The 13,011-nt window shown below is 63.3% G+C and carries 8 protein-coding genes; 6 read left to right on the forward strand and 2 right to left on the reverse strand.

Translation table 11 applies throughout. The features are described 5' to 3' along the window. Positions 1 to 130: helix-turn-helix domain-containing protein (locus F787_RS16525; RefSeq protein ID WP_369774280.1), on the reverse strand; the 130-nt coding region annotated here is incomplete at its 3' end. A gap of 182 nt (positions 131 to 312) precedes the next feature. Continuing rightward, the gene (locus F787_RS16530; protein WP_155989612.1) at positions 313 to 1,383 is read right to left on the reverse strand and encodes a DUF4124 domain-containing protein; all 1,071 of its coding nucleotides are present in this window, start codon (positions 1,381 to 1,383) and stop codon (positions 313 to 315) included. A gap of 220 nt (positions 1,384 to 1,603) precedes the next feature. On the opposite strand from F787_RS16530, the gene F787_RS0112595 reads away from it, so the two are divergent. The 6 genes from F787_RS0112595 (at position 1,604) to F787_RS16165 (ending at position 12,966) form a co-directional block, all read left to right on the forward strand. After that, entirely contained in the window at positions 1,604 to 4,489 is a 2,886-nt protein-coding gene (locus F787_RS0112595) for a DEAD/DEAH box helicase (protein WP_028492403.1), read from the forward strand. 48 nt (positions 4,490 to 4,537) lie between these two features. Beyond that, positions 4,538 to 9,556, forward strand: coding sequence for a class I SAM-dependent DNA methyltransferase (locus tag F787_RS0112600; RefSeq protein WP_028492404.1), 5,019 nt, complete (start codon positions 4,538 to 4,540; stop codon positions 9,554 to 9,556). 90 nt (positions 9,557 to 9,646) lie between these two features. Continuing rightward, positions 9,647 to 10,105 (forward strand): hypothetical protein, encoded by a 459-nt coding sequence (locus F787_RS0112605; RefSeq protein ID WP_028492405.1) that lies wholly within the window; start codon positions 9,647 to 9,649, stop codon positions 10,103 to 10,105. A 73-nt stretch (positions 10,106 to 10,178) separates the two neighbouring features. Then, the gene (locus F787_RS16835; RefSeq protein WP_155989613.1) at positions 10,179 to 11,072 is read left to right on the forward strand and encodes a zinc ribbon domain-containing protein; all 894 of its coding nucleotides are present in this window, start codon (positions 10,179 to 10,181) and stop codon (positions 11,070 to 11,072) included. Between the two features lie 434 nt (positions 11,073 to 11,506). Further along, on the forward strand, positions 11,507 to 11,917 hold the full coding sequence (locus F787_RS0112620) for a hypothetical protein (RefSeq protein ID WP_028492407.1): 411 nt from the start codon (positions 11,507 to 11,509) through the stop codon (positions 11,915 to 11,917). A gap of 11 nt (positions 11,918 to 11,928) precedes the next feature. Continuing rightward, complete coding sequence (locus tag F787_RS16165; RefSeq protein ID WP_155989614.1) at positions 11,929 to 12,966, forward strand: hypothetical protein; 1,038 nt, start codon at positions 11,929 to 11,931, stop codon at positions 12,964 to 12,966. Positions 12,967 to 13,011 lie beyond the last annotated feature (45 nt).

The following is a 13,011-nucleotide window of genomic DNA, read 5'->3' on the forward strand; positions in this document are numbered from 1 at the left end:
GATGGGTCCGGTCCTCCACCTCGGTGCGCCGGCGGCGCCACTTGCGCACCGTCATGCGGCTGATGCCGTAGCGCCGGGCCAGTTCCGGATCGCTGACGCTGGCCGGCGCCTCCTGCAGCTCCTGCCGGATCCGGGGTGTGTGGTGTGGGCGTTGGAATGGATCGTACTCGCCATGCGGTCAGCCTCCCGCTCGCTCATCGGGCACAATACTCATCGACTCCCGGGCATGAAACAGGAAGTGTCTTCTCTTGTGGAATGCAATCAGGTGAGACTTGACATCTACCTTGGAATTCATAACCGCAGCCGATTTACTCAGGGGCAATGCATCATGTTGCCTTGACGGTGACACGTGCCGCCGCTGCCCCTGAAGAACGTTTGGCCATCAGTCGAGTTATAGCGTTCGCCGTCGCTGCCCCAGCAGCCAGTGGAGTCGCAGTTGGTGATTGTTACGGGACCCGGCGGGGGGAGGTGCCCCGCGCCATCAATCACTTGTCCCCCAGGTTCTGGCGTGGTCTCGGAACCCGCGCCTCCAGTCTGTACGGATGCCCGGGAAGGCACTGTATCCATGACTGAAGCAGCCTGATTGAGCAAACTCTGCGCTTGTTGCTCATGTCGTGACCGCTTCCTTCCGTCCCGCCCACGGCTGTACCGATTCGACTTTTCGACGGCACGGTCAATCAGTTCGAGCCCTTCTTCCATCTGCTCGTCATTAATTCCGGAACGAGCACCCTCAGCAAGCATGTTCGAGGCACGTTGTAGCCTTCTACCATGTCGGTGTTTTCCACCTTGATTGCCCGTGGCGCGCCGGGTTCTGGGCTGATCCAGTACAGTTAGGGCCTCCTCAAGCAGTTCTTCGGAACGCCGCTTCAGACGTTCTTGCGTGGGCGTTTCCCCGCTGGCAGAAACCGCCGAACGGTCTTCTTGGGGGGGCTTCCCGGCCCTGGAAGTGACAGGGTCGTTTGGCATCACGTCCACCTGCTCGCTTGCCTGGCTCTCATCGCACGCAACATCCGAGAAAGATACATTCCCCTCGGCGTCAACACAGCGGTTGAGCGTTTGGCTCGACGCATGGGACGTTGCCAAAAGCAACAGACCGACAACTGGAACCAGCTTCTTCATGAATAGCAATTCTCTCTGAGCGAACAGGGCCGAATGATGCGAGCTGGCAGGGCTTGCTGTCCAGACGGGGTTTTGCCGCGAGGGATTACGCCCATCCGCCCAGTGGTTGTGGGAACTGTCTTCTTCGTCCGCAGGAGCCTCTCCATCGTCCGGGCGGTAAAGGACTTCGAAACCGGCGGCGGCCTGGCTGTCGCTGCGCCGTTGCATGTTCTCCCGGCGCTTTCGCAGTTCTTCTTCGTTTGCTTCCGGTCGCGAATTGGCCATGCGAGGCTCCTTCGTTATAGGCGACATCAGAGCCATTAGAGCCATCTTGGGCCATGGTGCGCAGCGTCGCAATGCGCATGAGTATGTCGTGCGTGCGCGAGGCGACAGCCGCTGTCGCCCGGGTGCGAGCGGCCGCCGGTTCGAAGCTTTATTTACCCAATTCATTTGGGGTAGGGTGCCCATGGACGCCTGAGCGGGGCCTCACGGACACGGGGAGAACATGAGCGAAGTACTGGCGCCCGGCATGCGGGTGGAGATTCGCGATGCGGAGTGGCGCATCCGTCAGGTGGACACGACCCCGGAAGGTGAGCGCCTGCTGACCTGCGAAGGGCTGTCCGAGCTGGTGCGGGGCCGTCAGGCCACCTTCCTGCCGGCACTGGAGGCGCGGCATGCGCAGCCCGTGCGGGTGCTGGATCCGCGCGAGACCGAGCTGGAGGACGACCTCAGCGCGAATTACACCGCGAGCCTGCTGCACATGGAAGCGGCCCTTCGCAGCACGCCGGCCACCGGCGAGGCGATCCATGTGGGCCATCGGGCGGCACTGGATGCCTTGCCGTACCAGCTCGATCCGGCGCGCCAGGCGCTGGCCCAGCCGCGCCCGCGCATCCTCATCGCCGATGCGGTGGGTCTGGGGAAGACCCTGGAAGCCGGCATCCTCACCTCGGAACTCATCGCCCGCGGGCGGGGCCAGCGCATCCTGGTGCTGGCGGTCAAGTCCATGCTGGCGCAGTTCCAGCAGGAGTTCTGGAACCGTTTCACCATCCCGCTGGTGCGGCTGGATTCAGTGGGCCTGCAGCGCGTGCGTTCGCGCATCCCCACCAACCACAACCCGTTCCATTACTTCGACCGCTCCATCATCTCGATCGACACCCTCAAGCAGGACATCGAGTACCGCCACTATCTGGAGCAGGCGCGCTGGGACATTATCATCATCGACGAGGCGCACAACGTGGCCGACCGCGGCTCACGCTCGCAGCGCGCCCGCCTGGCGCAGTTGCTGGCCACCCGCTCGGATGCCCTCATCATGCTCTCGGCCACCCCGCACGACGGCCGCGCCGAGAGCTTCGCCAGCCTGATGAACATGCTGGACCCCACGGCCATCTCCAACCCCTCGGACTACGCCCACGAGGACTTCCGCGACAAGGGGCTGGTGATCCGCCGCTTCAAGAAGGACGTACAGGCCGATCTGGCCAGCCACCTGCCGGAGCGCGAGATCGCCATAGAACGTGCCGGCGCGAGTGCCGCGGAAGAGGCGGCGTATGCGGAACTGGAAAGCGCCCGCTTCCGCACCCTGGACGGCCGCGGCGCGCGCGGCGCCCGGCTGTTCCGGACCACGCTCAAGAAGGCGCTGTACTCCAGCCCGGCGGCCTGCCGCGCCACCATCGAGACGCGGCTGCGCAACCTGCAAAAGCGAGACGCCACGCCGGAGCGCCAGGCGGACATCGACGCCCTGGAGGCGCTGCGCCTGACCGTGGACGCCATCGACCCGACCAGCTTCAGCAAGTACCAGCGGCTGTTGCGTCTGCTCGGCAAGGGGGCGGACAGCCTGGGCTGGTCGCCGCGCGATAGCGAAGACCGCTTGGTCATCTTTACCGAGAGCATTCGCACGCTGGAATTCCTGCAAGAGCGCCTGCCCGAGGACCTCGGCCTCAAGCAGGGCCAGCTCCGCGTGCTGCGCGGCGACATGCCCGACCGCGAGCAGATGGCCGTGGTCGAGGCCTTCGGCGCGAAGGACGACAAGGTCCGCGTACTGGTTGCCTCCGATGTCGCCGCCGAAGGCATCAACCTCCATTACCGCTCGCACCGGCTGATCCACTTCGACGTGCCCTGGTCGCTGATGACCTTCCAGCAGCGCAACGGCCGCATCGACCGCTACGGGCAGACTCGCCAGCCGCAGATCCGTTATCTGGTCACCGAAAGCGACAACCCCCGCATCCGCGACGAGCAGCGGGTGCTCGAGGTGCTGGTGGAAAAGGACGAACAGGCCGGGCGCAACATCGGCGACCCGTCCGAGTTCATGGCCGAACGGACGGTGGAGGAACAGGAAGCCACGGTGAGCGAGTTCATCGAGGACCACGAGCAGGACGCCGGCAGCGGCGAGCTCGCGTCCCTGTTCGGCGATTTCCTCGACACCCAGCAAAGCGAGGCGAGCGAGCCGCTGGATGCCTTCGTGGCCGAACCGCCACCGGCCGAACACGCTCCCGCGCGCGACCCGTTCTCGCTGTTCGAGAGCGACTTCGACTTTGCCGCCACCACTGCCCGCTGGCTGCGCGACGGCGGCGTGCCCCTGCAGGTGGATATCGACCGCGATGATCGGCGCCTCGCGCTCACCGCGCCACCCGATCTCGGCATCCGCCTGGCGCAGCTGCCGCGCGAGGCCCGGCCCGAGGATGACCATTTCATCCTCACGCCCGACCGTGATCAGGTGAACGAGTCCCTGCGCCGGCACGACGAGGACAGCCCCTGGGCCGAACGCCAGTACCTGTGGTCGCTGCACCCGGTGGTCGAATGGCTGGTCGACCGCGCCCGGGGTGCCTTCGGGCGCCATACCGCGCCGCTGCTGCGCCTGCCCGCGCGGCTGGCGGAAAACGAGACCGCCTTCCTGCTGCAGGGCGGCTATCCCAACCGTCGCGGCTATCCGCTGGTGCAGGACTGGCTCGGCTTTGTGCTGCGCGACGGCGAGATCGTCGAGGAGCTGGACCTCCCCGGGCTGGTGGAACGCCTGCAACTGCACCCCGGCCAGGTCCCCAACCGGGGCGAGGCCGGCGACCCCGCGCCTGAACGCGCCGCCCTCCCGGCGGTGGTGGAACGCGCGCAGGCCCTGCTGGACGTCCGCCGCCGCGAGGAAGAGGCGCGCCTGAACGTCCGCCTCAACGAGCAGATGGAAGCGATGGACGCCCTCGAAGCCCGCCACAAGCGCCAGCTGGAACTGGAGCTCGAGACCAGCGGCCAGGCGGACAGCGTGAAACAGCGCCGGCGCGAGCAGCGCATGGACCGGATCGAGCGCATCTTCCGCGACTACCAGAGCTGGCTGGAGGACACCCAGATGATCGAAAAAACCCCCTACATCCAGGTCATCGCCGCGTTCACCGGCCGCCGCGCCTGAACGCCCCAAACCCCTGCGATACGCAACAAGAACAGGGAGACGCGCCCCATGAGCTGGGCCGGTATCAGTAACGAAAACGAGTTCTACTCCGAGCACTACCTCAGCGAGGTGTTCCACGGCGACATCAAGGCGTTTATCGAGCGCTGGAACGCCGCGGAGCAGGCCGCGCGCGAGGCGCATGACCCGGTGCCGGACGATTTGCAGGCGCCCTGGAACCGGCTCGGCCGCATGGCCCACGAGTACCTGCGCGCGCAGTCCGCGCTCGAGCGCGACCGCGACCCTGAGCGCCGCGTGCAGGCCCAGCGCGAGCAGGTGCGCGAACTGCTGGGCGTGTTCGGTTTTGAGTACCACGCCCGGCGCCTGCCGGCCGGCGAGGACGTGGAGATCCCCGTGCTCGCCGAATACACCGGCGCGGACGGCCATCCGCTGCTGTGGGTGGTGCAGGCCATCCCGCTGGACGACCCCGAGAGCGACCCGCTGGAGGTGCCGCTGCACGCCGAGCAGTTCCGTTCCCTGTCGGCCGCGCCGGTGCCCCGCGCGCTGCACGACGGCGAGGGCGAGCACGCCCTGATCGACTGGCAGACCGCGCTGTCGCGCCACATCCTCGCCCAGCCGCATCCGCCGCGCTGGGTGATCCTGGCCAGCCCGCGCCAGTGGCTGCTGATCGACCGCACCAAGTACGCCCGCGGCCGCCTGCTGCGCTTCGACTGGGTGGAGCTGTTCTCCCGCCGCGAGACCGACGCCCTGCGCGCCACCAGCGTGCTGCTGCACCGCGAATCCCTCACCGACCACGACGGCCAGTCCCTGCTCGACCAGCTCGAGGACAACGCCCACAAGCACGCCTACGGTGTCTCCGAAGACCTCAAGTACGCCCTGCGCGAGGCCATCGAACTGCTGGGTAACGAGGCCGCCGCCCAACTGGAGGCGCGCGCCCAGCAGCACAAGAAGAGCATCTACCAGGGCGAGGAACGCCTGGACCCGGAACAGCTCTCGCTGGAATGCCTGCGCTACATGTACCGCCTGCTGTTCCTGTTCTACATCGAGGCCCGGCCCGAACTCGGCTACGCCCCGATGAACGCCCCCAGCTACCTCGGCGGCTACAGCCTGGAACGCCTGCGCGACCTGGAGATGGTCCCGCTCACCCGGCCGGACGAACAGAACGGCCGCTACCTGCACGACAGCCTCAACATGCTGTTCGCGCTGGTGCACCACGGCTCCGAGAACGACGAGGCCGACCACCGCGCTGCCCAGCCCGGCCTCGATCTGGAGGGCCAGGCCCCGGAGCCCACCGGGCAGCACGACGCCACCGCCAGCCGCTTCCGCATGGCGCGGCTGCAGTCGCACCTGTTCGATCCCGAACGCACCCCGCTGCTCAACCGGGTGGTGTTCACCAACCAGACCCTGCAGCGCGTCATCCAGCTCATGTCGCTGTCGCGCGAGGGCGGCGGCGGGCGCGGGCAGGGCCGCCGGCGCCGGGGCCGCATCTCCTATGCGCGTCTGGGCATCAACCAGCTCGGCGCGGTGTACGAGGCCCTGCTGTCCTACCGCGGCTTCTTCGCCCGCGAGGACCTTTATGAGGTCAAGAAAAAGGACGCCAAGTCCAACCCCGGCCCGCTGGAAACCGGCTACTTCGTCACCGCCGAGGCGCTGGAGGACTACGACGAAGAAGAGCGCGTATACGACCGCGACGAACTCGGCCAGCGCGTGCTGCGCCGCCACCCGCGCGGCAAGTTCCTCTACCGCCTGGCCGGGCGCGACCGTGAGAAATCCGCCTCCTACTACACCCCCGAGGTGCTCACCCGCTCGCTGGTCAAATACGCCCTGCGCGAACTGCGCTGCGAACAGCTCGACCCGCTGCCGGACGACGCCGCCCGCGCCGAACGCATCCTGCGCCTCACCCTTTGCGAGCCCGCCATGGGCTCCGCCGCGTTCATCAACGAGGCCATCGACCAGCTCGCCGACCTCTACCTCGAATACGCCCAGAGCGCCCGCGACGAACGCATCCCCCAGGCCGACTACGCGCGCGAAAAACAGCGGGTGAAGATGTACCTGGCCGACCACAACGTGTTCGGCGTGGACATGAACCCCGTGGCCGTGGAGCTGGCCGAGGTCTCCCTGTGGCTCGCCGCCCTGGCCGAAACCGACGCCGACCACCCCCATGTTCCCTGGTTCGGTCTTCAGCTGCGCACCGGCAACTCCCTGATCGGCGCTCGGCGCGAAAGCTGGCCCGCCCACCGCCTCACCTGCGGCGCCAACGCCCCCGAACGCTGGACCCGCCACGCCCCGGAACACCGCCCGCTGGACCCGGAGCAGGGCACGGCTCTGCCCGAAGGCCATGTGTGGCACTTCCTCGTGCCCGACCGCAGCATGGCCCACTACAACGACGCGACCGTCCAGAATATTCATCCGGATGCGATCGCTGCGATTAACGAGTGGCGCCGCGCCTTCAACAAGCCCTTCGACCGCGAAGACGCCGAACGCCTGCAACGCCTGTCCCGCCGCATCGACGAACTGTGGCACCAGCACGCCCGCGAGCTGGCCGACCTGCGCGAGCGCACCACCGACCCCTGGGACATCTTCGGCCAGCCCGCCCGCGGCCAGCGCTCCAGCATCGACTACAAGGACCGCGCCCTGGCCGGCGAGCTCTACGCCGAATACCAGAAAAACGCTTCCGCCTACCGCCGCCTGCGCCTGGCCATGGACTACTGGTGCGCCCTGTGGTTCTGGCCCATCGGCGAACACGCCGACCTGCCTGACCGCGAGGATTTCCTGTTCGAGCTCGAGAGTTTGTTGCTCGGGGACATTATCCCGGTCGGAAAGCCTTACGAGACCGAAGACCTCTTCGCCCCCACCCAGAACCCCGACGCCGGCCGCCGTTTCATCGACCGCTTTGGGGTCGTGGACATCAAACGCCTGTTCGGCCGGTTTCCTCGCCTTGAGAAGGCGCAAGAGATTGCCGAGGCACGGCGCGTCTTCCACTGGGAACTGGAGTTCGCCGACATCTTCGCCAGCCGCGGCGGTTTCGACCTGATCCTCGGCAACCCGCCCTGGCTCAAGGTGGAATGGGAAGAGGGCGGGGTGCTGGGCGACCACGACCCCCGCTTTGTCCTGCGCAAATACAGCGCCACCCGGCTCAACCAGATCCGCGAACAGGCCTTCCACGAACACCCCGATCTGGAAGCCGCCTGGCGCGCCGAATACGAAGAGGCCGAAGGCACCCAGAACTTCCTCAACGCCGCCGCCAACTACCCCATGCTGCGCGGCGTGCAGACCAACCTGTACAAGTGCTTCCTCCCGTTCGCCTGGCGCCTCGGCCAGCCGCAGGGCGTCAGCGGCTTTCTGCATCCGGAAGGGATCTACGACGATCCGAAAGGCGGGTTGCTACGGCGCGAGTTGTATCCACGGCTGCGGGCGCATTTCCAGTTCGCCAATGAACTGACATTGTTCGCCGAGGTTGATCACCACACGCGTTTCAGCATCAACATCTATGGTGCCGCACAGGAATCGCCGAATTTCCTCAACCTCGCCAACGTCTATGCGCCGGCCACCATCGACGGCTGCTTCGCACATCGCGGAAACGACCCGGTACCCGGCATCAAGGAAGAGGCAGCGAAGCCGGACGGATCGATCACCATGCGCTGGGGCACCACCGGACACCAGGAACGCCTGATCCGGGTCACCGAGCACGAACTGGACCTCTTCGCGCGGCTGTACGACGACCCCGACACCGACGCGCTGGAAGCCCGCCTGCCGGCCCTGCACGCCCGCCCGCTGGTCGCCGTGCTGGAAAAGTTCGCCGCCCAGCCGCGCCGCCTCGGCGACCTGAAGGGAGAATATTTTTCGACCGTGATGTTCGACGAGACCTACGCGCAGCGCGACGGCACCATCCGCCGTGAAACTCGTTTCCCCGACGCCCCCGGCGACTGGATCCTCTCCGGCCCGCACTTCTTCGTCGGGACCCCGTACTACAAGACCCCGCGCGCCGTCTGCACCCAGAACAGCCACTACGACCAGATCGACCTGCAGGCCATCCCGGACGACTACCTCCCGCGCACCAACTACGTCCCCGCCTGCACCCCCGACGAATACCGCGCCCGCACCCCCGTCGTCCCCTGGACCGAACCCGGCGAAACTGCGCCCCGCCGCGTCACCGACTACTACCGTTTCCTCAGCCGCGAGATGCTCAGCCAGTCCGGAGAACGAACTATTATCGGAACCCTGACGCCGCCCGGTGTTGGTAATGTCCATACTTGTATTCAACAGGTGTTCAAACGACAAACGGATCTAGTGGAATTTCTGATTGGTGCAGTCTCCTTGCCAGTCGATTTCCAAGTTAAGACCACCGGAGCGGGCCACGCAAACAAGAGTGTTATCGCCAAATTTCCGATGGTTGAGTTGGGAGGAACCAAGCATTATCAAGCCGCTGTGCGAGCATTGGCACTCAGTTGTCTAAGCTCGCATTACGCCGATATTTGGAGTGCCGCGTGGAAACCCGAATTCCGGGAACAGAGTTGGTCGCCCGAACTTACCGACAACTGCGTGCGCGCAAGTGCTCTTCCGGCCGACTTCTTCACCAACCTCACCCCCGACTGGCACGGCGACTGCGCCCTGCGCACCGACTACGCCCGCCGCCAGGCCCTGCTGGAGATCGACGTCCTCGTCGCCCAGGCCCTCGGCCTCACACTGGAAGAACTGCTCACCATCTACCGCGTACAGTTCCCCGTGATGCGCCAGTACGAAGCCGACACCTGGTACGACCGCAACGGCCGCATCGTCTTCACCCCCAACAAGGGCCTCCCCGGCGTCGGCCTCCCGCGCAAGGCTCGCAAGGCCGACCCGCAAAACGGCATCCGCTACGGCATCACCAGCCCCGACCGCACCCAACACGACATCGCCCTCGGCTGGGAAGACATCCAGCACCTCCAGGAGGGCACCGTGACCAAAACCTACATGGACGACACCCTCCCCGGAGGCCCAACCGAACGCACCATCGAATACCACGCCCCCTTCTTCCGCCCCAACCGCGAAGAAGACTACCGCACCGCCTGGCACCATTTCGGAGAATGAGCGTGAATGGCTATTGGCGCACTCGTCTGATCCCTGCGTCACCCTTGTCGTAAGCGCCAACGTGATTCTCTGCCAATAAAGGAAAGAAGAATGAAAACACTAAGGAAGGCTCTCTCCTGGATCGCGTTTTTCCTGGTCGCTGCCCTCATCCTGGGCTTCCTCATGGAGATCGTGAACCGAGGCACCGCCGCGGCGTCGTCCGTGTATGACGAGTTTTATCCGATCATAGAGAAGATCAACCGGTCTGCGCCGATCATGGCCGAGCCCGGGGTGCGCCTGGATGGCGCGTCCATTGATCGTTCCACCGGTATCAGGTATCGATACACTCTCACGGAACTCTATCCGGAACAATTCGACCCACAGACTGCTTTGCAAAATAGAAGCAAAATGCGTGAACAGGTTGCGCGTGATAGCTGCAACCATCCAGATATGGCCCCGGCAATCAGAGCTGGCGTGACCTTTGTTCACGATTACCACGATGCCCATGGTGAGCGGTATGTCACCATAACGGTTGACCAACGAACCTGCGAGCGCGCCGGTTATATGTAACAAGCTGCGACGCCCGGGCTGGTCGTCCCGCGGGCTCCCAGGCAAGTGATCGAAACAAAGCAGGAATCGGCATATGTTCTGCACAAACTGCGGACAACACAATTCGGACAGTTCCAACTACTGCTTTGCGTGCGGAACAAAACTGGTCAAGCCAGAGCACGCGCCAACTGTCGACAAGAATCTGGCGACTGATCCTAAGCCGACTGCATCCCGGAGCGAACCCGACAACCCGGAGCAAAATCGCGGCCGAGCGAACGGTGCCCGGACCGGGGTATCAGGGACCGACCTCGCATTCATCCGCGCACTGGAAAAGCAGGGCCCCATCAAGCCCAACGATCGCCGGCTCCGGGCGGCCGCGGAGCGCGAGTGGGATACCGGAAAAGTCGACCGCGACCTCCTGGCCGAGGTTCTCGAGCAAAAGGATCTATCCGGTGAGTCTGGCCGTGACGAATACGTGAAGCGACGGATGCAGGCACTTCTCGCTCTTGCATCCTCTGACGCGGACCCACCGAATTCCCCGCAACCCACCGACGAATCACCTAAGTCAAGTCGCGACGGTTGGGCGACGCCCAACAGTTGGCAAACGCCTCGAGCTGAGGGTGGCGGACAGGGCGATCGTCTGGTCAAAGAAGCCAGACATTCACTTTCTGACGACACTTTTCTTAAGGGTCGCCTCGGCCTGCCACGGACGTTCTGGCTGTTCGGGATGCTGCCGTTCTTCGCCTACAACCTGCTGATCGGAATGCTCGAAGGAATGCCGCCAGAAGCGTATGTCCAGTTTCTGACGGTGACATTGCCGATAGCGCTTGCCTATCAGGGGATGATAGTCGTAGCTGTCTGGAACGCATCGGACCGGTATTCCGGGCCGGATATGTGGGCTATCCTTGCGAAGGTTTTTGCCGTTATATGGGGTATCGGCATCCTGGTTGGGGTGGGTGCCTGGAATGAATTGAGGACCCTCCTATAAAACCATGAATACTATAGGATGAGTGATGGCATCGCATCAAGCACGTGCATCCGGAAGCAGGGTCATCCCGATGTAAATGCGACTCCGCATCCTGCCGTCAGGACTCAACAGCGTTATGGAAATAAGGATAACAAATGGTCACGCGTCTCAACGCAATCAAGCTTACCTGCCGTGCCTGTGGCTGGAGTAAGGTGGTCTATCCACAATCCGATGCATTGAGCCATACGGAAGTGCCCGAACAGTGTCCCCGGTGTGGGAACTCCGTTTCGAGGGAGCATCTCCCTGCGAACTTTGTGAACCGGCTACGTCGGTGGCTTCAGTGATCATTTGGCATTATAATTGGAGCCTGTAGACGAGAATCCGTCGCGGGAATGAGAGATGATCCAAAACCTGCGTCGAAACAGGGATCTACAATACAAACTTGGAGAGAGTCTATGTATCTTGCCGATCTGTCGTTTGACGAGAAAAAAATATTTCTCGGCCTTGCCCATGTCATTGCCCGTACGAATGGCGTGTACGAGGAAACGGAGAAAGAAGTACTCGTGCAGTTTGAGAAAGAAATGAGTCTGGATGAAGATCTGGATGAAGTGGTGCGCGAATTCGAGGGTTCGGATATCGAGTCTTGCCTGTCAAGTGTCGAAAGTCTCCAGAGTCGCCGAATCATATTCATGGAAGCCCTGATCCTTGTTTACGCAAACGATCATTTTGATGACGCGCAGAAAGAAATCGTCGACCGGATGTGTGATGCCTGTCGAATCGATCGTCGCCTTTATTCGCTGATGGCCGAATGGGCGCAGAACATGCTGTCTTTGAACCGTCAGGGCAGAGCGTTGATTGAAATCTAAGAGGACGTAGTATGATACCGCTTATCCCCGTAGTTATCGGTGCCGCGGCAGCGGCGGCAAGTGTCATGGGTGGGAAAAAAGCCTACGACGGATATCAGGCGAGCCAGGAGGCCGATCATGTCAAAAGAAAAAGTGAGCGTATGCTCGATGATGAGGTGGAGAAGCTCGAAGCCGCCAGAAAATCGACACAGGACACGCTTGCTCAGCTCGGAGAAATGAAGATCCGTGTTGGCGGAGGCGAGCTGGCGCGGTGCGTCTCTCTCCTGGAGTTGGCGGCAGGACAGGTGGATATAGAACCCAGCATAAAAGGTGGCGACTCCAAAAAGGATTTTGGCGAGATTCCGTCCGATATGCGCCAAATGACAGAGAACCACGCTTCACTGATTCAGGCTGGAATCTCCTCTCTCGGTTCGTCCGCACTTGTTGGGGTCGGCGCGTATTCGGCCGTGGGGATGTTTGGAACTGCTTCAACGGGTACGGCGATTGGAACGCTCTCGGGGGCTGCTGCTAATAGCGCGACCATGGCCTGGTTAGGTGGTGGCGCCCTGTCGGCCGGTGGCCTCGGTGTGACCGGAGGGATGGCGGTGCTTGGTGGTGTGGTGGCTGCACCCGCACTACTTGTTGGTGGATGGATGTATGCCGCGAACTCAGAAGAGAAGCTTGCTAACGCCAAGGAGTATCGAGCGACTGTGCTGGAGCATGTTCAGCAGATGCGTTTGGGTGTCGACCGGCTCGAAGACGTCCAAGCGTTTGCGGGGCTGTATGAAGAAGAGGTGGACAGGCTGCGGTTGCTGCTGGACGGTTATAACGAAAGGGTCTCTGACATGCTCGTGCAAAAAGGGATTGCAGAGAATGGTTCGGCCGGGGTTGTTAATCACACGGTGCAATTCAGCGATGAAGATCTCGATATTCTTTGTCAACTGAGGAATGTAGGTAAGCTTGTGTATGAGTGGCTGGATCTGCCCATTCTTGAGGAGGATGGAAGTATGACCGATGAAGCGTGCGCAGCGTGGGGCGATCTCGAGCAGGGGGTTGTGCACTCGAGTTAAGGTGTTGTTGTGGGCGGGTCGGCTATCGTGTCGGGTGCAGCTGTA

This window comes from Thioalkalivibrio sp. ALE19, assembly GCF_000428605.1.
Classification (GTDB): Bacteria; Pseudomonadota; Gammaproteobacteria; order Ectothiorhodospirales; family Ectothiorhodospiraceae; genus Thioalkalivibrio.

Excerpts from the sequence above, each read along its gene's own strand:
- F787_RS16530 (WP_155989612.1), bottom strand. The coding sequence starts at position 1,383 with ATGGCCAATTCGCGACCGGAAGCAAACGAAGAAGAACTGCGAAAGCGC.
- F787_RS0112595 (WP_028492403.1), top strand. The coding sequence starts at position 1,604 with ATGAGCGAAGTACTGGCGCCCGGCATGCGGGTGGAGATTCGCGATGCG.
- F787_RS0112600 (WP_028492404.1), top strand. The coding sequence starts at position 4,538 with ATGAGCTGGGCCGGTATCAGTAACGAAAACGAGTTCTACTCCGAGCAC.
- F787_RS0112605 (WP_028492405.1), top strand. The coding sequence starts at position 9,647 with ATGAAAACACTAAGGAAGGCTCTCTCCTGGATCGCGTTTTTCCTGGTC.
- F787_RS16835 (WP_155989613.1), top strand. The coding sequence starts at position 10,179 with ATGTTCTGCACAAACTGCGGACAACACAATTCGGACAGTTCCAACTAC.
- F787_RS0112620 (WP_028492407.1), top strand. The coding sequence starts at position 11,507 with ATGTATCTTGCCGATCTGTCGTTTGACGAGAAAAAAATATTTCTCGGC.
- F787_RS16165 (WP_155989614.1), top strand. The coding sequence starts at position 11,929 with ATGATACCGCTTATCCCCGTAGTTATCGGTGCCGCGGCAGCGGCGGCA.